This is a genomic window from Rickettsiella endosymbiont of Xylota segnis (genome assembly GCF_964019545.1).
Taxonomy (GTDB): domain Bacteria; phylum Pseudomonadota; class Gammaproteobacteria; order Diplorickettsiales; family Diplorickettsiaceae; genus Aquirickettsiella.
This window is the reverse complement of record NZ_OZ026451.1, coordinates 833333-853520: the sequence shown is the minus strand read 5'-3', so window position 1 is coordinate 853520 and position 20188 is coordinate 833333. Positions and strand designations below refer to the sequence as shown.

Annotated in this window: 20 protein-coding genes; 17 read left to right on the top strand and 3 right to left on the bottom strand. The window is 37.0% G+C overall.

Features of this window, described 5'->3' with window-relative positions; genetic code table 11:
* Position 1 precedes the first annotated feature (1 nt).
* The 4 genes from AACL18_RS03885 to AACL18_RS03870 all read left to right on the top strand — a co-directional run bounded on the left by AACL18_RS03885 (position 2) and on the right by AACL18_RS03870 (position 4686).
* Positions 2-1036 (top strand): spermidine/putrescine ABC transporter substrate-binding protein, encoded by a 1035-nt coding sequence (locus AACL18_RS03885; protein ID WP_339051536.1) that lies wholly within the window; start codon positions 2-4, stop codon positions 1034-1036.
* A gap of 84 nt (positions 1037-1120) precedes the next feature.
* Positions 1121-2014 carry an acetyl-CoA carboxylase, carboxyltransferase subunit beta gene (gene accD / locus AACL18_RS03880; RefSeq protein ID WP_339051534.1) on the top strand — a complete coding sequence of 298 codons (894 nt, stop codon included), beginning with the start codon at positions 1121-1123 and terminating at the stop codon, positions 2012-2014.
* Positions 2001-3281, top strand: a complete 1281-nt coding sequence (gene folC / locus AACL18_RS03875; RefSeq protein ID WP_339051533.1) for a bifunctional tetrahydrofolate synthase/dihydrofolate synthase — start codon at positions 2001-2003, stop codon at positions 3279-3281. The genes accD and folC overlap by 14 nt, the downstream gene beginning before the upstream one ends.
* Before the next feature lie 64 nt (positions 3282-3345).
* Positions 3346-4686, top strand: a complete 1341-nt coding sequence (locus AACL18_RS03870) for an NCS2 family permease (RefSeq protein ID WP_339051532.1) — start codon at positions 3346-3348, stop codon at positions 4684-4686.
* Positions 4687-4778: 92 nt separating this feature from the next.
* On the opposite strand, the gene AACL18_RS03865 is transcribed toward AACL18_RS03870, so the two are convergent.
* Together AACL18_RS03865 and AACL18_RS03860 are read right to left on the bottom strand one after the other, a co-directional pair.
* A complete protein-coding gene (locus AACL18_RS03865; RefSeq protein WP_339051531.1) occupies positions 4779-6002 on the bottom strand; it encodes an HBL/NHE enterotoxin family protein in 1224 nt (407 codons plus the stop codon).
* A gap of 249 nt (positions 6003-6251) precedes the next feature.
* The gene (locus tag AACL18_RS03860; protein ID WP_339051530.1) at positions 6252-7478 is read right to left on the bottom strand and encodes an HBL/NHE enterotoxin family protein; all 1227 of its coding nucleotides are present in this window, start codon (positions 7476-7478) and stop codon (positions 6252-6254) included.
* 284 nt (positions 7479-7762) lie between these two features.
* Here AACL18_RS03860 and AACL18_RS03855 point away from each other — a divergent pair, with 284 nt between their 5' ends.
* The 10 genes from AACL18_RS03855 to cmk all read left to right on the top strand — a co-directional run bounded on the left by AACL18_RS03855 (position 7763) and on the right by cmk (position 16681).
* A complete protein-coding gene (locus AACL18_RS03855) occupies positions 7763-8443 on the top strand; it encodes a hypothetical protein (protein WP_339051529.1) in 681 nt (226 codons plus the stop codon).
* Positions 8444-9027: 584 nt separating this feature from the next.
* The gene (locus tag AACL18_RS03850; protein WP_339051605.1) at positions 9028-9804 is read left to right on the top strand and encodes an SbmA/BacA-like family transporter; all 777 of its coding nucleotides are present in this window, start codon (positions 9028-9030) and stop codon (positions 9802-9804) included.
* Positions 9771-9983, top strand: coding sequence for an SbmA/BacA-like family transporter (locus AACL18_RS03845; RefSeq protein WP_339051603.1), 213 nt, complete (start codon positions 9771-9773; stop codon positions 9981-9983). Before AACL18_RS03850 ends, AACL18_RS03845 begins: the two co-directional genes overlap by 34 nt.
* A gap of 34 nt (positions 9984-10017) precedes the next feature.
* Positions 10018-10647: an ATP-binding cassette domain-containing protein gene (locus AACL18_RS03840; protein ID WP_339051528.1), complete on the top strand. Its 630-nt coding sequence runs from the start codon at positions 10018-10020 to the stop codon at positions 10645-10647.
* Between the two features lie 123 nt (positions 10648-10770).
* Positions 10771-13134, top strand: coding sequence for a multicopper oxidase domain-containing protein (locus tag AACL18_RS03835; protein ID WP_339051526.1), 2364 nt, complete (start codon positions 10771-10773; stop codon positions 13132-13134).
* 38 nt (positions 13135-13172) lie between these two features.
* Positions 13173-13607 carry a MerR family DNA-binding transcriptional regulator gene (locus AACL18_RS03830; RefSeq protein ID WP_339051525.1) on the top strand — a complete coding sequence of 145 codons (435 nt, stop codon included), beginning with the start codon at positions 13173-13175 and terminating at the stop codon, positions 13605-13607.
* 294 nt (positions 13608-13901) lie between these two features.
* Positions 13902-14549, top strand: a complete 648-nt coding sequence (locus tag AACL18_RS03825; protein ID WP_339051524.1) for a lytic polysaccharide monooxygenase auxiliary activity family 9 protein — start codon at positions 13902-13904, stop codon at positions 14547-14549.
* 183 nt (positions 14550-14732) lie between these two features.
* Positions 14733-15200, top strand: coding sequence for an SPOR domain-containing protein (locus AACL18_RS03820; protein ID WP_339051523.1), 468 nt, complete (start codon positions 14733-14735; stop codon positions 15198-15200).
* The gene (pyrF, locus tag AACL18_RS03815; RefSeq protein WP_339051522.1) at positions 15201-15986 is read left to right on the top strand and encodes an orotidine-5'-phosphate decarboxylase; all 786 of its coding nucleotides are present in this window, start codon (positions 15201-15203) and stop codon (positions 15984-15986) included.
* Entirely contained in the window at positions 15977-16681 is a 705-nt protein-coding gene (gene cmk / locus AACL18_RS03810; protein WP_339051521.1) for a (d)CMP kinase, read from the top strand. Before pyrF ends, cmk begins: the two co-directional genes overlap by 10 nt.
* A 31-nt stretch (positions 16682-16712) precedes the next feature.
* Here cmk and AACL18_RS03805 read toward each other — a convergent pair whose 3' ends face one another.
* A complete protein-coding gene (locus AACL18_RS03805; RefSeq protein ID WP_339051519.1) occupies positions 16713-16841 on the bottom strand; it encodes a hypothetical protein in 129 nt (42 codons plus the stop codon).
* 91 nt (positions 16842-16932) lie between these two features.
* Between AACL18_RS03805 and rpsA the strand changes: the two genes are divergently transcribed.
* The 3 genes from rpsA to lapB all read left to right on the top strand — a co-directional run bounded on the left by rpsA (position 16933) and on the right by lapB (position 20138).
* Positions 16933-18504, top strand: a complete 1572-nt coding sequence (gene rpsA / locus AACL18_RS03800; protein WP_339051518.1) for a 30S ribosomal protein S1 — start codon at positions 16933-16935, stop codon at positions 18502-18504.
* A gap of 144 nt (positions 18505-18648) precedes the next feature.
* Entirely contained in the window at positions 18649-18939 is a 291-nt protein-coding gene (locus AACL18_RS03795; RefSeq protein WP_339051517.1) for a LapA family protein, read from the top strand.
* A gap of 38 nt (positions 18940-18977) precedes the next feature.
* On the top strand, positions 18978-20138 hold the full coding sequence (gene lapB / locus AACL18_RS03790; protein ID WP_339051516.1) for a lipopolysaccharide assembly protein LapB: 1161 nt from the start codon (positions 18978-18980) through the stop codon (positions 20136-20138).
* The last annotated feature ends 50 nt before the right edge of the window (positions 20139-20188 follow it).

The following is a 20188-nucleotide window of genomic DNA, read 5'->3' as shown; positions in this document are numbered from 1 at the left end:
TATGCGTCGCGTTTGTTTCTTTATCTTATGGTTTTGCTTGTATGCTAGCCCTGCCTATACGACAGAAAATATTGTTAATATTTATAATTGGTCGAACTATATTTCTAACGATGTATTAAAAGAATTTACGCAAGAAACCGGGATCAAAGTCAATTATACTACTTATGATAGTAATGAAACCTTGTATGCGAAACTTAAAGCCAATCCGCGTACCGGATACGATGTTATTGTACCTTCCACTTACTATGTGGATCGGATGCGTCAACAAGGCATGTTGCAGGCTTTAGATAAATCCCGTTTACCTAATTTTAAACATCTAAATCCAGCGTTACTCAATAAATCGTATGATCCGGGTAATCATTATAGTATCCCCTATTTTTGGAGCTCAACGGGAATTGTTGTTAATAGCAAATACCATGCAGCACAGCAATTACAAGCTTGGTCAACTCTTTGGAATCCGGTTTATCTAAATCAATTATTGTTATTAGATGATGTCCATGAAGTTTTTTCAATGGCATTGATGGTGTTAGGTTTTTTGCCAAATGACACCCATCCTGAACATATTCGTTTAGCTTATTTAAAATTAAAACAATTAATGCCCAATGTACGTTTGTTTAATAATGATGGTGTAAAGTCACTTTTTATAGATGAAGATTTGACGCTTGGCATGGCTTGGAATGGTGATGTCTATCAAGCCGCACAAGAAAATCCTGCTTTACGTTTTATTTATCCTAAAGAAGGCTTTGTGATTTCTATCGATAGTATGGCGATTCCGATAGGCGCCTCACATCTAAATAATGCCTATACTTTTATCAATTTCATACTGAGGCCGGATATTGCTAAAAAAATAAGTTTAGCGACGGGTTTTGCGACTCCTAATCTTACTGCGTACAAAATGATGCCTAAAGCCACTTTAAATAATTCGATGATCTATCCCGATAAAAAAACCTTGCAGCGGGGTAGGGTTCAAGATGATGTGGGTCCAGCAGAAAGTATTTATCAACATTATTGGGAATTGTTGAAAATTGGTGGTTAATTTACGCATATCTTGCTGAAGAGGGTATATACTTAAGGATTGAGAAAAATTTTTATTTAGTGGGCGAGAGGTTATAGGAAGCTTATGAGTTGGTTAAAAAAAGTCATAAAAGGAATTCGAACCGTGGTTCGAAACACCACGAAAGTTCCTGAAAATAGTTGGATTAAATGTGAGTCCTGTGGCGCGGTATTATATCGTGCAGAATTTGAACGTAATCTGATGGTTTGTCCTACGTGTAACCATCATCATCGCGTTAAGGCGCGTAAACGTTTATCACAACTTTTAGATCCTGAAACCGGTCAAGAAATAGCAAATCAAATAGAAGCAGTGGATAGACTTAAATTTAAAGATCAATTTAAATATAAAGATCGTTTGCATTCAGCAATGAAAAAAACTGGCGAAAAAGAAGCCTTGTTAGTCATGCAAGGAAAACTACATGATAGAGCAGTCGTTTGCGCAGCATTTGAGTTTGATTTTATGGGTGGATCGATGGGCGCTGCGGTAGGTGAACGTTTTGTACAAGGTGTGTTAAGGGCGATAGAAGAGGATATTCCTTTTATCTGTATTTCTGCAAGTGGCGGAGCACGGATGCAAGAAGGTTTATTCTCATTAATGCAAATGGCAAAGACCAGTGCTGTCTTGGGCAAACTGAAGCAAAAAGGACTTCCTTTTATTTCGGTACTAACCGATCCAACCATGGGTGGTGTATCGGCAAGTTTTGCTAATCTTGGGGATATTATTATTGTCGAACCCAAAGCGTTAATAGGTTTTGCCGGTCCGCGTGTCATTGAACAAACGGTACGTCAAGTTTTACCGGAAGGATTCCAACGCAGTGAATTTTTGTTAACACATGGCGCCATCGATATGATTGTCGACAGAAGGGAATTAAAGGATAAAATTGCTTCGCTATTAAATAAACTCATGGCCGCAAACCAAGGACGTTATACACTTACCGCCATTGCTAATGATGATATCTAATGAATTAAGTTTGAGTGCTTGTACATTATCTGATTGGTTAACTTATATTGATAAGTGTCATCCAAATAGCATCGATTTAGGTCTAGAACGCATTTCACAAGTCGCAGAGCGCTTAGCGTTAGTCAATTTTAATTGTCCGGTTGTGACGGTTGCTGGAACGAATGGCAAAGGTTCTAATGTTGCTTTGACCGCTGCTATTTTAAGTGCTGCGGGTTACCGAGTGGGTACATACACTTCACCGCATCTTATTCGTTATCAGGAACGTATTCAAATAGCTGGACATTCCATTAGTGATGACGATTTGTGCCAAGCTTTTCTTCATATTGAAAAAAATCGCGCTGATATTCCATTGACTTATTTTGAATTTGGTACCTTAGCGGCTTTATGGACTTTTAAACAAGCCGCATTAGATGCGATTATTCTAGAAATAGGTTTAGGTGGGCGTTTGGATGCCGTCAATTGTGTCGACTCGGATTTGGCTATTATCAGCATGATAGATTTCGATCATGTGGATTGGTTGGGAGATACACGAGAAAAAATCGGTTTCGAAAAAGCCGGTATTATGCGTCCGAATCGACCGTGTGTTTGTGGCGACTTTGCACCGCCGCAATCGATACTCAACGCAGCTCAATCTTTAGCGTGTCCCTTATATCGCCAAGGCATAGAATTTGATTATAAAATACAGGCTCAATCCTGGTCATGGATGAGCCAACATCTTACTCTGCGTGATTTACCTTTACCTAACATAGATTGTCAGAATGCGGCGACAGTTTTGCAAGCGGTCGAATTACTCGGTGAACATTTTATTATTACTCCGCTTGCCATTCAAGAAGGTTTGAAGCGCGTTTTCGTGCCAGGTCGATTCCATATCATTGAAAAAAATGCATGTCAAATTATTATCGATGTCGCACATAATCCTGCAGGCGGAGAATGTTTATCAAAACGTTTAGCAAATACTCCTTGTTTAGGAAATACGCATGCGATAGCGGGTATGTTGGTCAATAAAGATATTAGCAATACTTTGCGTCCTTTAAAGCACCATGTTGATCATTGGTATGTCTGTGATTTAATTGAAGAAAGCGGCGCGAAGGCTGAAAATTTAAAACAATCATTATTAGATCTTGAAATCAATCAAACAATTTTAGAGTTCTCTTCACCCGATTTAGCATTTCAACAGGCTTATCGTCAGTTACAAAAAAATGATCGCTTGCTGGTTTTTGGTTCTTTTCATACTGCTGCAGCTATCTACCGTTATTTAGATAGTTAATTATACGCTGCCAAAAATCCTATTGTTGTGAGTATAGATTTGATCAATACTTTCTGAGGTAAACATGATCCAGCAAAAGAAAAATTTATTAGAATTCTATTTTAAAATCCATGTACGGGGTAGTACGTTACAGCGTGAGGTGATGGCTGGCATCACTATTTTTTTAGCCATGCTATATTCCGTGGTGGTTATACCGAATATGTTAAAGCTGGCCGGTTTTCCGCCGTTAGCAACTTTTATTACCACGTGTTTGGTGGCGGCGTTTGGTTCTTTGTTGATGGGATTATGGGCCAATTTGCCAATGGCAATAGGTTGTGCAGTTTCGCTCACTGCATTTACAACTTTCAGTATCGTCTTAACGCAACATCTCAGTATTCCTATTGCCTTGGGTGCGGTGTTCTGGTTAGGAATTTTGTTTACACTCATTTCGGTAACCGGGGTACGTGCTTGGATACTACGTAATTTACCGCAGGGTGTGGCGTGTGGTATTGGGATAGGGATAGGTTTGTTTTTGTTATTGATTGCCGCAAGCAGCATCGGTTTAATCATTAAAAATACGCAGCAAGGATTACCACTGCATTTGGGTGTGTTTACTTCTTTTCCAGCACTGATGACGTTGTTAGGCTTGGCGATGATTTTTGGTTTGGAAAGAAGGGGTATTCCTGGAGCCGTGCTATGGGTGATTATATTTATTTCGATGTTGGGTTTATGTTTCGATCCGCAGGTTAAATTTCAAGGATTGTTTGCTGTACCGCATTTATTTAATGCAAAAGCAGACGCATTATTTTTGCATTTGGATATTATCGGAGCATTACATCCTAGCGTATTACCGAGTGTTTTAGCTTTAGTCATGACAGCGGTATTCGATGCAACCGGTACGATTCATGCTGTAGCCAGTCAAGCAAAATTGTTGCACACCAATCAACCGATGAAAAACGAATCGAAAGCTTTAACGGCAGATTCTGTGAGTAGTATTTTTGCAGGTTTAATCGGTGCTTCACCCGCGGCGGTTTATATTGAATCCGCCGCAGGAACAGCAGTGGGAGGAAAAACCGGCTTAACAGCCGTGATAGTAGGACTGTTATTCTTGCTTACACTATTTATTTCACCGCTGACTTATTTAGTGCCCGCCTATGCCACGGCGCCCGCTTTAATGTATGTTGGCTTATTGATGTTAAGTAATGTATCAAAACTAAATTTTGCTGATTTGGTCGATGCCTTGTCAGGATTGTTCTGTGCTGCCTTTATTGTACTAACCTGTAATATCGTCACCGGTATTATGCTGGGTTTCAGTTCTTTGGTAATAGGACGCCTCTTTGCCGGTGAATGGCGACAATTAACCTGGGGAACGGTGTTCATTGCTGTCGCATTAGTTTTATTTTATGCGGGTGGGGGATCTATTTAGAATTAGATAAAATCTCGTTTCGAACCAAGATAAAATTGCAAAGTTTAAACAACAAACACCCCACAAGGTGTGCTTGTTGTTTATTAAGTTGATTATTTTTTGTTAGTATATAAAAATTCAAAAAAAACATCTGAGTCGATATAATTATTCGCCCATGAACGAGGTAATAATAAAGTGTCAGCTAAATTGTTCGAAACTGAAATAGGCAATAATTGATTTTTTTGACATTGTTTAAATATGGGTAAAAGCTCTTTAGCCGTTTTATAAGCCGTTTTAAGCCGTAATTTGAGTAAAAGCGCTAAATTACTATTCATTCCGTCCCTTATATTTCGTTCAATTTCAGCATATTTAGTTGATATCGTATTCCAGCTACTACTTAAGTATCTAATTTGTGGTGTTATTTTTCCGTTTAAATTGATACTTTGTTCTAAATTTTCATTTAAAAGTTTAGCAATAGCGCACTGTGTATTGATGTAATTAAGCTCTTGACTCGTTTGATGATAAATAACATATTGTTCGTCGCGACGCTGTACAAGTTCTTTCAAAAGGCCTGCAGCGCCGCCTACAAATCCAATGGTCCCAGCTATAATTTTAAAACTGGGTACTCTAATCACTGTAAATAATACGGAACCTAATACTGCTAAGGCCAAGCTAGCAGACGTGATGCCAATACTGACATTATAATAAACAATTAAATCATGACATTCTTTTAATTTTTTCTCCAGCGTCGCTCTTTTTCCCGATGAACTATTGAAAATCTTGTCTATCTGATTATATAACTCTTGGAATGCTTTACCATCTTCCAGAAATAGCACATAAAAATCGTTAATTTTACTTGAGGTTTGTTGCGCAGATTGACTGCACTTATTGGCATCGTTAGCATACAATTTCATTAAAGCTAATAAATTTTCTTTTCCAGCTGGTGTGGCTAATGCTTCATCGATAGTTTGATTAATATCATTTTCCCCCCATACGATGATTAAATTCGCCAGCGATAATGAAATCGTGTATTGATTAGAAATTTCTGGATTAATTTTATTTCTCCAATATTCAGCATTTTTTTTTGCTTGGGTTTGTATGGGAATAATATCGGGTAAACCGTAACCTTCTAATCGAATAAGTGGCTGTGCTTCGAGGGAATTAGTGTAATTTTGCATATCACTATTTAAACCGAGTACTTGAGTAATTTGATCTTCGACTTCTTTTTTGTTAATAATCGGATCGTTCTCTGCTAAAAGATATATTTTTTCCTCCGACAAATCACTTAGTTGCGCATACATGGATGTTTTTTCATTGGCATCTAAAATTTGATTCATACTATATTTCCTTACTTCATTAACCTGAGTAAACAACAAAATAATAAGCTTAACAATAAATAAACTATATAAAGTATTTAGTAACACTATCCTTTGATTTTTAATTAAAATTAAATATTAATTAATTTAAAGGAGTTAAATGAAAATGTTAATGAAAAAGCAAGGTAATCGACTTATTCTGTGTGAATTGTTAGATATACTTAAAAAACTCACAAGAAACGTATCTTGTGAGTTAAAATCACTATCCGTTTATTTTTTTAAGTCATAAAGGTATTTGAAAAATATTTCGGAAGGAATAAATTTGTTAGCAAATGAAGGAGGTAATGCTCGCGTTCTAACTAATTCGTCAGAAACTTGTACCGGTAGCAATTGATTGATTTCACATTGTTGAATAATCGGTTTCAATTCTAAAGCGGTGCTATAAGCATTTTTTAAGCGTATTTTAAGCAGAATAGCCGAATTACTCGTTAATTTAATATTAGCAATTTCTGAATATTTATTGGATACGGTATTCCAACTGCGACTCAAGTAACCAACTTGTGGGGTTATTTTTTTATTTAGGTCTAACGAAAAACCTATATTTTTGTTAAGCGTTGTTGCAATAGCACACTGTTCCTCGATATATTTAATTTGATTTGCCGTAGAGAAATATTTTTCTTGTGCTACCTGTCTTTGTTCCATAAGCTCCGATATAATACCCGTAACACTTCCAATTGCACTCAATGTTCCACCTGCAATTTTTGCCACTTTTTTACCCGGTAAATTAGCCTTAAGAGCTACAAATAGCACCGATCCTAACGTCGCTCCCACGATAGCGGCTGAAGCAAAACCTATACCTACGTTATAACCAACAATTTGTTTTTGATAAGCTTCTAAATCAGCATCAAGTTGTTTTCTTTTCTCTGAAGATTTGCCATAGACTTTATCTATTTGATTATATAAATCTTGAAAAGCTTTACCATCTTCTATAAAAATTGAATAAAAATCATTTAACTTATCTGCTGTGTTTTTAGCATTTGTGCTGCATAGGTTTGCTTCATCTGCATACATTAATACCACATCTTTTAATGCTTGGGTTCCTTGCTCATTGATTGCCTCATCGATGGTTTGATCAATATCATTTTCTCCCCAAGCCAGTATAAGATTAGTCAGCGCTAATGATTTTGTGTAGTTTTTAGAAATTTGCGGATTAATTTCAATTCGCCAAGTTTTTGCATTGTTTTGAGCTTGTAACTGCGTAGGTTTAATATCTGGAAGACCCGCTCCCTCTAAGGTGATAGGCAATTGTACTTCTAATGAATTGGTATAGTTTTGCATATCACTATTTAAACCCAACACATTGCTTACCTCTTGTTTAGTTTCTTCTCCATTAATAATAGGGTCGTTATCAGCTAAAAGGATTAAATTATCCTCACTTAAATTGTCAATTTGAGCATACATCGAAGCTATTTCATGTGAATCTAATTTTTTAGTCATAGGTTTTCCTTAATTTCAATGGGGTCTAAAAAATCCCATTAAAAAGCATAAAAAATAAAACTTCAATAAATGCACTAAATAAAGTAAGTGTTAAGAATTTTGGCTTAATTTATTCAAACACTTTTTAAATAAAGTTTTAATTAAGCGCTTGCAAGTCTGACTAAAAAAATATTAGGATTAAATTTTACCTACAAAATAGCGTTATTTAATGAATTTTTAACAAAAAAACAAAAAACACAGTACACTCATTTATCTATTACATATACCTACAAGGAGGTAAAAAAATGAATAGTACTCAAGATGTTATAAAAAAACCCCTATTAAACTCATTAAAATCTATAAAAGATTTAAGTATTAATTCTAATAAATATTCTGATAAACTAGGTAAGTTATTATATCAAATGTTTGCTGATATAGATTATTTGACCGTGGTGTTAAACATGGAAATACCTTTTTTAAGCTCAATAGCTGATAAATTACCTGAAAAAAAACCTGCATTCGTTGTGACAGTGGAAACTTTGACAGAGAGGATCGACCGGATTAATCGTAATAATGAAAAAAATAAAATTGAGGTAAAAAAAATATCCGATGAAATAAAATTACTTTTAGAAGCGTATCAAAATAATGGTATGGATGTTGAGGTTTTTAAAAATTCAGTGCGTGAAGCGATGAAACTTGATGATTGGTTAGCTTATAAAAGACTTTGGTGTGATCATCTCGTCATGAGAGATTTTGTTAATGAAGTGGCAGCAGAAAATGCTTTGGAACTTTGTAACTATTTAGTTAATCAAATTGATGTGGTTAAAAATAATCTAAATTTAATCAAAGATATCATCAATCAACTTGAAGACAATATTAGTATTATCATTAAACTTAGGTTACAGCAAATAGAAGCTAATTGGTCAGAGATAACCGAAAACGTGACACTATTCAAACAACAACCCAAATATTGGGAAGGCTGTTAAAAAGATTTGCGGCTGTCTTACAGAGACAGTCGCATGCCAGCATACGTTTGCATGTCCAAGTGGACAACAGTTTTACTCGAAACAGTATATGTGAACTAAAATTGGTTTCCTTCAGGGCTTAGGATTAAGCTTGATTTATCTGTGATACTTTGGAAAGTAGTCAATACTTATAGTGAAGAAATAAAAAATTTTGATTTTTGTAAAAATAGATTATTCAAAATTCAAAAAATGGAAAAACGTGTGTATCCGTATCGCTGGTTGAGTGGTTTAATGCTCGTCCCAATTAATTATTTAAATGGATAATTTATTATCTTTTATGATTTATACGTCCTTTTTTATGCATTTTTAAAACTAGCACTGAATACTGCTTTCCCGTAAGCTCTTACTGCGCTCAGATCCGCCTTGAAAGTGCGTAGAATGAAAGAGAAAAAAGGCAGTAGTCAAATAAAATGAAAAAATAAAATCAACATTTTACCTTTAATAGGAATTTCTGGCTAAGTTTTTGGCGTTTACTAAAGCCTTATTGGCAATCCGAAGAAAAAAAACTTGCTTATACCTTACTTTTTTTAAATTTATTTTTTACGATCGCTGCAGTAGAAGGAAATGTATGGTACAGCTACGTTAATAAGAATTTTTTTAATGCCTTACAAAATTTTAATAAGCCATTAATGTTGCAGAATTTATTATTAATGGTTATGTCCATTACACTGATATTTTTAGCTTATGGTTTTGCGTTTTATGTGAATGGCTTACTCGCTTTACGTTGGCGACAATGGTTGACTAAAAATACTTTGGCTAATTGGTTAGCCAATAAAAATTATTATCGTTTTCAGTTTTTAACAAAAAAAATAGACAATCCCGATCAGCGTATTAGTGAAGATATGGATCAATTCACACAATTGACTTTAGGAATAACGTTTCAAGTTTTGCAATCAATAATGCTGTTTGTTTCATTTGGCACGATACTTTGGCGAATTGGTGGTCATTTTACCTTTCCGCTTGGGCATCATATCGTTATTCCAATACCCGGTTATTTATTCTGGGCCGCTTGTTTATTCGGTGGTGTAGGTATCTGGTTAACCAATCGAATCGGCAAGAAATTAATCAGCTATAATTATCATCAACAGCGTTATAATGCTAATTTCCGCTTTGCGTTAATAAAATTTCGTGAGTCCAGAGATGAGATTGCTTTACAACACGGAGAGCCGTCAGAAGCTAGTCAATTTAATAATTTATTTAATAAAATTTATCATAATTTTATTGATGTCATTCAAATAAAAAAACGTTTAACCTTTTTATCTATGGGTTTTGGTGAGCGAGTGTTCCCATCGCAACGCTGTTTGCTATCCCACTTTTTTTAAGCAAAAAAATACAGCTGGGTGGATTAGTACAAATTACCAATGCTTTTGGTAGTGTGGCCTCTTCATTTACTACGTTGATGCAGGTTTATACTTCATTGGCTGATTGGAATTCGGTTATTGTGCGTCTAACTGAGTTAAATAAAGCCATCGAACAAGTGCATTATTACCTAGCAAATTAATGTACGAAAAAATAATCTAAGCGATCGTATTATATTGAATAACGTAAATTTATTTTTACCTGATGGAGAATTATTACTAGGACCCCTTAATTTGTCTTTGGATTTAAGCGAGAATTATTTAATAAAAGGCTGCTCAGGTCTCGGTAAAAGTTCATTGATGCGTACTCTGGCCGGAGTTTGGCCGTTTGCTGTAGGGACTATTTATTTCCCAAAAGATAAAACCTCTTTTTTTCTGTCGCAAAAAACATTTTTCCCGATAGGAACATTAAAAGAGATTCTTTTATATCCTACTCAACTTGCAATGATGGATGATGAGTTAAGGGAACTCCTGAGACGTTTTGGTTTAGCAAAATTTCAACATGAACTAAATGAGATTAAGCCTTGGCAGCAAGTATGTTCGCCTGGCGAGCAGCAATTAATGGCATTGATTAGGAGCGTTTTAAATAAACCGGACATATTATTTCTTGATGAAGCGACTTCAGCCTTAGATGATGCGTCACAGATTAACGCCTATCAAAATTTACGTTTACTGCTACCTAATACGAGTTTGATTAGTATTGGCCATCGGGCCGATTTAGAACAGTTTCATAGCAAAATATTACTTTTTTCTCGAAAAGAACCCGCAAGTGTTGTAAGTAGCACACGGCCACTTGCAGTCATTTGACACGAAAACAGTAGCGTTTTAATGGTATATTTTTGATATCAATGTATAATCTCTAGCGCTATTGACTTTAACCTTAAGGTTAATCTTATTATTTATTTAATCTCATTAATCCTAAAGCTTTACATGAAACCTATTGTTGCCCTGGCTTACAGTTTTACTCTCAGTTTTGCGTTGTTATTTGTGAATTCCGCTGAAGCCAAAACTCAGATTATTAATTTGACTGTGGCGTATAAACAGGTCAATTTTACTGGAACACCGACGCAAGCGATTAGCGTCAACAATCAAATTCCTGGTCCCATTTTACACCTAAAAGAAGGCCAACCGGTCCTTATTAATGTGTATAACCATCTTAATGTCGGCACTACTATTCATTGGCATGGTTTGTTGGTTCCTTGGCAAATGGATGGGGTAAGTGGTGTGAGTCAACAACCCATACCCGCCGGGGGTTTTTTCCAGTATCGTTTTACACCGCACCAATCCGGGAGTTATTGGTATCATGCCCATGATGGTTTTCAAGAACAACAAGGTTTGTATGGTGGTATTATTATCGATGCTAAAACCCCCGTTGCTCATCACTATAATAAAGATTTTGTCGTCGTATTGTCTGACTGGAGCAACACACGTCCGCAGCAAATATATGCCAATCTTAAAAAAGTCGATGGCTATTATGATTCACGTTTTCCTTTACAAGCTTCCTTATTCAAGTTTATTCACGATTATAGAAACGCTACGCCTTTAAAACGCCATCAATTGTTGCGTAGTTATAAAATGATGCAAAAAAGTCGTATGAATATTTATGATTTTAGTGATATTGCTTACGATGCGTATTTACTGAATGGACAGGTAAGTCAACGACCTTGGACACGCAAGGTGAAATTAGGTGATACCGTTCGTCTCCGTTTTATTGGGGCAGGGGCGAGCACTAATTATAATGTCAAGTTGGATCGCGGCAGGATGAAAATTGTTCAAATCGATGGTAATAACATCAAACCTTACACAGTCGAACACTTCAAGATTGAGCCAGGTGAAACCTATGATGTTTTAGTATCCATTAAGCATTTAGGTGCTACGATTATTTATGCTGAATCAATGGATACCTTAGGCAGTGCCATGGGTGTACTTACCACCACGCCGAATGTAGCGGTTAATATTCAAGACGTTAAACCTTTTCCTGAACCTGCCCCAATTATAATGGGTAACATGGCAATGGAAATGCATTCCAACTCTTTGCCTACCATGAGTTCCTCGGCTATGCCGGGTATGAGCATGCACAACACACCCATGTCGAACATGAAAAGTTTAACAGGTTTAACAGTAGGTGCGCCCTATCAAAAAATAATTGCAGCCGTTAAGACCAATAATCCTAATAAACCGATAGAAAAAACCATACACATGGATTTAACCGGTTATATGAATCGTTATATTTGGTTCATTAATGGCGTGACCATGAATAATGCAAAACCAATTTTATTAAAACCCGGAAAGCGTTATCGAATAATATTTACTAATCATTCGATGATGGATCACCCCATGCACATTCATGGTCATTGGTTTATTTTACGTAATGGGCATGGTGCTTACGATCCTTTGTTACACACGGTTGTTGTGCCACCGATGGCGACAGTGGTCGTCGATCTAGATGCCGATGCAAGTGGACAATGGTTTTTTCATTGTCACCAGCTTTATCACATGGCAGCCGGAATGGCACGGGTATTCCAATACACTACATTGATCGATGTGACACCTGCAAAGCAGACGGCGCAAAATATCGTTAAACCTTTAACTTATGTAAATCAAGCGATAGTTCGTGTTCAGCATTTACCTATCGATCAAAGCTTAGTCGATCATCCTGCGGATCATGTGCCGCGATTTTTTAGTGCAAATTTATTGGATGTTAATCAAAATTTAATTAATAACGATCAAGAAATTACTTATAAATGGATGTTTGGCGGTGATCATAACAAGCTGCAATTATATTTGGAAAAAGCCGAAATCAGGCAGGGCGTTATTGAAAATGCGAATCTGGATATGTTTTATTGGCATGCTATTAGTCAGTTCTGGGCAATTAAAGGGGGTGTGAATTATGTGTATCGTCCGGCGCTGACGCCTTATTTTCAACCGGGCATGGGTATTGAAGGCTTAGCCCCTTATTTTATCCAAACCGATATTCGAGCCTACTATCATAACGGCAGTAGTAAACTGGATCTAGACTTTAGTCGCGATACACAAATAGCGCATAATTTTTTTATCCGAACCGAAGTAGAAGGTTTATTTGCAAGTAAAACGGTTGCGCGTGATTTAGTCGGTAGTGGATTCAACGAATTGCAGTTAACGTTAAGACCGTATTATCAAATCAATCCAACACTTGCTGTGTATGTACAATACCAACACACCGGTAATTATGGTAACACGCAAACGTTATTTCAAGAAAATAATCTTTCTACTAATGATAATACTTACAGCGTGGGATTGTCGTTATTGTTTTAACTAAATAATCATTAATTTTTGAAAAGATAGGGCTTAATATGAAATATTACACCATTGGAAAGTTGGCTAAATTAGTTCAGCAAACCCCAGTAACGATACGTTATTATGAAAAAATTGGTTTAATTCCTATGTCAAAACGCAGTGTAGGGAATTTTCGTCTCTATCCAGAAAGTCTCGTACGCTATTTTTATTTTATTCAAAACGCGAAGTTGGTTGGTTTCGATTTAAATGAAATTAAATGTTTGCTTGATATAGAAACTAATCAATTACCCAGTCTGCAGATAAAGTTACGCATGCAACAAAAAATTTCTTACATTGAAACTAAAATAAAGGGTTTGCAGCGTATAAAACAGGCTTTAATGGATTGGGAAAAGGTTTGTGATGGTAGTGTTTCAATCACCGAATGTCCCATCCTTAAAACGCTCTATCTGCCCCCAGAGGATATTCGTGACTATTTACAACAGCAGCAATGATTGGGCAGTTTGAATTTATTAAAATCATGGATAATTCAAAAAAATAAAAATATTTTTTGTTAAATTCGTTAAATTTCTTATTTCTTATCTATATTTTCTGTATTTTAGGTGTAATGAGAAGATAGTGGCTTATTATGTATTTTTAAATTTTTGAATAATTAGGTAAAATTAAAAATAAAAAAAAACGTTATTATTCAACGAATACTTCACTTTAAGTATTTATTTTACTAATGAGTTAAGTAATCTCATGGATAAATTTTTTAAACAAAACCACATCATTACAGGAGTAATATTATGGTAGAACATATTCATCAAATAAATAATTATGAACCCACCCAAAATAGAAATGGAGTCGTCGGAGGCGTAGAAACTCAAGCAAATCCACAACCACGACATGGTAGGATAACAATCCCCCAATCGCGAGCAGATATTTACTTAGCAGATTGGAGAGCTAACGGCTTAGAATCTGGTAAATTCTTTCCGGCACGCGTAAGCGGTCTTACCGATCCTGTTGTTCCATCGGATGTTCCAAACGTGACTCCTCCTGAGGACGGCAGAATTGCCAGTGCAGGTCAGAGTAATGCGTTTATTCTTGATGAAGTCAGAGACTGGTACAAACACCCTGTTAGATCGGGTCAAACTGTCGAGTTTCGATGGGTTTATACTGCACCACACGGAACTCGCCGTCATAATTATTTTATAACTCGAGTAGGTTGGCATTCGAATCAAGTGCTAACACGTGAACAGTTCGATTCTAACCCAATTGCTGTATTTGAAAATCCATGTCAGCCTTTTTGGAGTTGTCCAGCACCTACAGAAGGACCTACACATCACTTTACGCTACCTGTGCGTACGGGTTATCATGTGATTCTAGCTGTCTGGGAAATTTCGGATACAGGAAATGCTTTTTATCAAGTAATTGACTTTAATTTTACAAATTAAAAAAATAAAAGTAGATGCCATGATTTAGGTTGAGATAAGGGATAATTTTTTTGACTCAAATCATGGTATCCTTAAATAGAATTTTTAATTACTGATTTTAACATCAAACCATCTTAAAAAAATTCTTGTTTCTATCCAAAAATTCTTGTGTAATAGCATATTATCAAAATGCGGAGATAGCCTGTGGCTTTTCCAATTAAACGTGTTAGTTTTATTAGTATTCTTGTCATTATCGCTTTATTGGTTATTTTTGTGCCTTTAATGATGAAAGATTATCGTGCTGACAATTTACTTTCGTTTACTATTCCCAGCCCACCGGTTCCACCGAGCGCTGCATTATTACCTATGATTTCAGATAAGCCGAGTATCAAAAATTTGCTAAACTATCCTTTGACACCAGCAAAAGCGTGGGTAGTTGAATTACCCGATATTAAAGATCCTGCACAAGCTGAAAATTTGGTCCAGACCTTAAGGCGTAAAGGTTTTAATGCTTATAGTCGTCAATACAAAAGTTTGTTAGGTGTGTTGACGCGTGTTTTTGTGGGTCCGGAAATTAAACCAGAGAAAATGAAACAAGTAGCCGAACAACTTAATACCGAGATGCATCTTACGACACAGGTGGTTGCATTTGATTCCTTACTAAGTCAATAAATGTCAAAAAAAAATAAAAAATTAAGTTTTGCCGAACGAGCAACGGTTTGTTTAAACGCAAGTGCGCAACGTTTATGTCAACTGATAGCAGAAAAACAAACTAATCTTTGTTTATCTGCTGATGTTAGTCATGCTGCTGAATTACTAAGTTTACTTGATAAAGTAGGCGAGGAAATTTGCCTATTAAAAACCCATGTCGATATATTGTCTGATTTCACACCTAATTTTATTAAGCAACTGAAACATTTAGCTGAAAAGCATCAGTTTTTAATCTTTGAAGATCGTAAATTTGCTGATATTGGTTATACCGTTAAACAACAATATGCGGGAGGGGTCTACCAGATCGCCGATTGGGCAGATTTCGTTAATGCCCACACGGTTCCTGGTCCAGGCGTAATCCAAGGTTTACAAGAAGTCGGCCTCCCGAGAGGACGCGGGTTATTGTTACTTGCGGAAATGAGTTCCACGGGTTCTTTAGCCACAGGCGCTTATACCGAAGCGAGTATTAGCATGGCTAAACACTATCCCGATTTTGTCATGGGGTTTATTGCTCAGCATCAATTAACCGAAAACCCAGGTCTCATCCACATGACCCCTGGCGTTCAATCCGATGCTAAAGCTGCCGATGGTCTTGGTCAACACTATATCTCTCCCGAACAGGCGATTACACAAAATGGCACGGATATCATTATAGTCGGTCGGGGTATTTATCAAGCAAAGGATCCTGCGGCGAAAGCCCAGCACTACCGAAAATTGGCTTGGAAGGCTTATTTAGCATGTTGTTAACACCCGAAAAAAAATTGCCTATTCCGGTGATTACCATAGACGGCCCAAGTGGTTCAGGTAAGGGTACGATTAGCCACTTATTAGCCCAAGAACTAGGTTGGCATTTTCTCGATAGCGGGGCTATTTATCGCGCCGCCGCCTGGATTGCGATAGCCACACAAACGCCTATTGAAGAAGATAGCTTGATTCCTTTAGCGACAAACTTAGCGCTAAATTTTAGCGTTCATTCTTCTGAACAGTTGCTTAGAATTTTTTGGCGACAGCAGGATATTACTGATGACATTCGTACCGAAGAAATAGGTCAATTAGCCTCGAAATTAGGGGGCTATCCTAAGGTTCGGCAGGCATTATTAGCCTATCAACGAGCATTTCGTCGTGCTCCCGGTTTGGTAGCAGACGGTCGGGATATGGGCAGTATTGTTTTTCCTGACGCACAACTTAAAATTTTCCTTGAAGCGAGTCTCGAAGAACGTGCTAAACGGCGTTATTTACAGTTGAAGGCAAGGGGGAAGCATGTTAGCCTTAACGCTGTGCGAGTAGAGCTTGAGCAACGTGATCGTCAAGATAGGCGGCGCCCAGTAGCGCCACTCATAGCGCCTAAGGAAGCTATTACTATCGATACGACGCACTTAAGCATTCAAGAGGTGTTACAACTTATCAAAAGTAAGTTACCACAGGCTCAAGCGAAAACGTAACAGGGGCATTAGGCTAGAGATTTCCTAAAAATTAGCTTAATGCAGGTGTGTCGTCATTCAGCGAAGATGAGTCAGAAAGTGTGGTTTTTCGAGTATTGTAACGGAGCATACACGTAGTATGTGAGTAACGAAACGCAGAAATACCGCGATTTATGACCATTATCGTGCCAAATGACCCTATACCTAAATATTAACCGCGCATATTGCGCCTTAACCGTGGTTCTCTAAAAAAGAACAAGTGATATAACTATATGAGTGAGAGTTTTGCACAGTTACTCGAGGAGAATTTCTCCGAACGTATTTTTTACACCGGGATGATTATTACCGGGACCGTTGTCCGCATCGAAAAAGACCGAGTTGTTGTCAATGCGAATTTAAAATCCGAAGGTTTGATTCCCATTGAGCAATTTTATAATGAAGCCGGCGAGTTAGAAGTCCAAGTTGGCGACCAAATTGATGTCAGCATAGAATCTTTAGAAGATGGTTTTGGTGAAACACGTTTATCGCGTGAAAAAGCCAAACGTGCAGAAATGTGGACGGCGTTACAGCGTGCACACGATGCCGATACAGTGGTGACGGGGAAGGTCACTGGAAAAGTAAAAGGTGGTTTTACAGTAGAAATCGGTAATCTGCGCGCTTTCTTACCGGGTTCATTAGTGGATGTACGTCCGGTACGTGATTCTAGCATTATCGAAGGTAAAGACCTGGAATTTAAGGTCATTAAGCTCGATCCTAAGCGTAACAATATTGTTTTATCACGACGCGCGGTACTGGAATCCGAAGGTCAAGCCGGACGCGAACAGTTATTAACTGAATTAGAAGAAGGTCAAGTCATTAAGGGTATCGTAAAAAACTTAGCCGATTACGGTGCATTTATCGATTTAGGTGGCATTGATGGTTTATTACACGTCACCGATATTTCCTGGAAGCGTGTCAAACAACCGAGTGAAGTATTAACCATAGGCGATGAAATTGAAGTCGTGGTGCTCAAGATCGAAAGAGATAGAGGTCGAGTGTCATTAGGGCTGAAACAATTAGTCGGCGATCCTTGGGAAGACTTAGTTAAACGTTATCCTGTCGGTACACGTTTGAAAGGTAAAGTGACTAATGTGACCGATTATGGTTGCTTTGTCGAAATAGAAGAAGGTGTTGAAGGTTTAGTCCACGTTTCAGAAATGGATTGGACCAATAAAAACATTAATCCGAATAAAATTGTTCAAGCAGGTATGGAAATTGAGGTCGTCGTATTAGATATTGATTCGGATCGACGTCGTATTTCTTTAGGTATTAAACAGTGTAAATCTAATCCTTGGGAAGATTTCGCGAATACGCATGCTAAAGGCGAACGCATTACCGGTAAAATCAAATCGATTACTGATTTCGGTCTCTTCATCGGTTTACCCGGTAACATCGATGGCTTAGTCCATTTATCGGATATCGCATGGAATATATCCGGCGAAGATGCGGTACGTAAGTACAAAAAAGGTGATGAATTAGAAACGATTATCTTATCGATAGATCCTGAGCGTGAACGTATTTCGCTAGGTATCAAACAATTGGATACCGAATCATCGCATCCTTTTGATAAATACAGTAAAGACCAAATGGTCAAAGGAAAAATAACTGAAGTCAACGACGAAGGGGTGAAAGTTGATTTAGGTAATAATATCGAAGCTCAGCTTAAACTAGCTGAGTATGGCGAAGAAGGAAAAAATTTTGAAGTGGGACAAGAAATAGATGCAAGAATTTTAAATCTTGATCGAAAAAATCGTCACATTTCACTTTCTCTCCTTCCTTTAGAAGAAAAAGCAGTCACTAAATAATTGCTGTTTTCTTATTGTTTAAGGAAATAGCATGGGCTTAAATGAAGGATGATTTTGCAGTAAAGCTAGAGTTCTGGTTGTCACTAGAACTTTAGCTTAATGTAAAACTAATTTAGTATAAGTTCCCATTGAGTAGGTAAGTCTATGCGATGCATTACATATTTGTTCCTGATGGTATTATTTATATTGGGACTTATTTTTGCTGGTCTGAATGCCGATCTGGTCAGTGTAAATTATTATTGGGACACTAAACGATTACCGCTTTCTTTATTAACCATACTTAGTTTTATTTTAGGTGGTTTATTAGGTTTATTAACTGCTTTAATTACCTATATAAAACTCAAGTATGTTAATCGGCGTTTGCGACATCGATTGATCTTAGTTGAAAAAGAACTGAGCAACTTAAGAGCTTTGCCATTTAAAGATCAGCATTAACAGGCTACAGTGTTAACCACTTTCTAATGAGCGTGACTATGCTGGAGTTACTGTTTCTATTGCTTCCGATTGCCGCCGCTTCTGGTTGGTATATCGCTTATTTTCAATTTTCTAATTCAAGTTCGAGTAAGAAACATGAATGCAATCGTGAGTATTTACGTGGTTTAAATTATTTACTCAATGAGCAGTCCGATAAAGCGGTTGATACCTTTATTAAGATACTCGAGGTTGACATTGAAACAGTGGAAACTCACTTAGCCTTAGGTGTGTTATTCCGTCGGCGAGGTGAAATTGATCGTGCTATTAGGCTGCACCAAAATTTGATTGCTAGGCCTAATCTTGCCCATGCACAAAAATTGCAGGCGTTGTTAGCCTTAGGAAGAGATTATTATTGCGCAGGTTTATTAGATAGGGCAGAGCGTTTATTTTTCGAAGTGATCAACCATGATGATAGCGAATATGCCCGTATCGCCGTACGCTATCTATTAGAAATTTACCAACAACAAAAACGTTGGGAAATTGCCATTAAGCAGGCGAAAAAAATTTCAAAATGGGATAGCAAGATTTTTAAAAATATTGCTCACTATCATTGTGAATTAGCACAAAATTTATTAAACACTCAAGCGAACCAAAAAGAAGTCATTAAACTTTTAGAGCTTGCTTTAAAGTATGATGCACATTGTGTTCGCGCTAATCTGATTAAAGGAAAATTGGCTATTACCGCGGAAAAATGGGAAGAAGCGATCACTATCTATCAAGCGATAAAAAAACAAGACCCCGATTATATTACTGAAACCTTAGAGCCACTTAATCAATGTTACTTACAACATCAATCGGGATTGATAGGACTACTCAGTTATTTACATGAAACGCTTGCCGAGCATGCGCAGACGCCGCTTTCATTGGCTATTGTTAAATTGATTCAAGAAAAAGATAACGATAAAGCACTACAGTTTCTGACTCAGCAATTACAAGCAAAGCCTTCGCTACCTGGTCTCTATCAATTAGTTGACTTGCATTTAGCACAAGAAAGTTGTTCTCTGACCGATAAAAGTAATTTAAATAGTTTAAAAGGTCTTATCAAAAAATTAATGGAAAATAAACCGGTCTATCGATGCTTAAGCTGTGGTTTTAATAGCAAAATTCTCGATTGGTTATGCCCAGCTTGTCGTAATTGGAGTACGATTAAACCATTATAATAATAGAGGAGTTGCTTGATTAGCACAGAAGTATCAAGTAGTGATGCTGC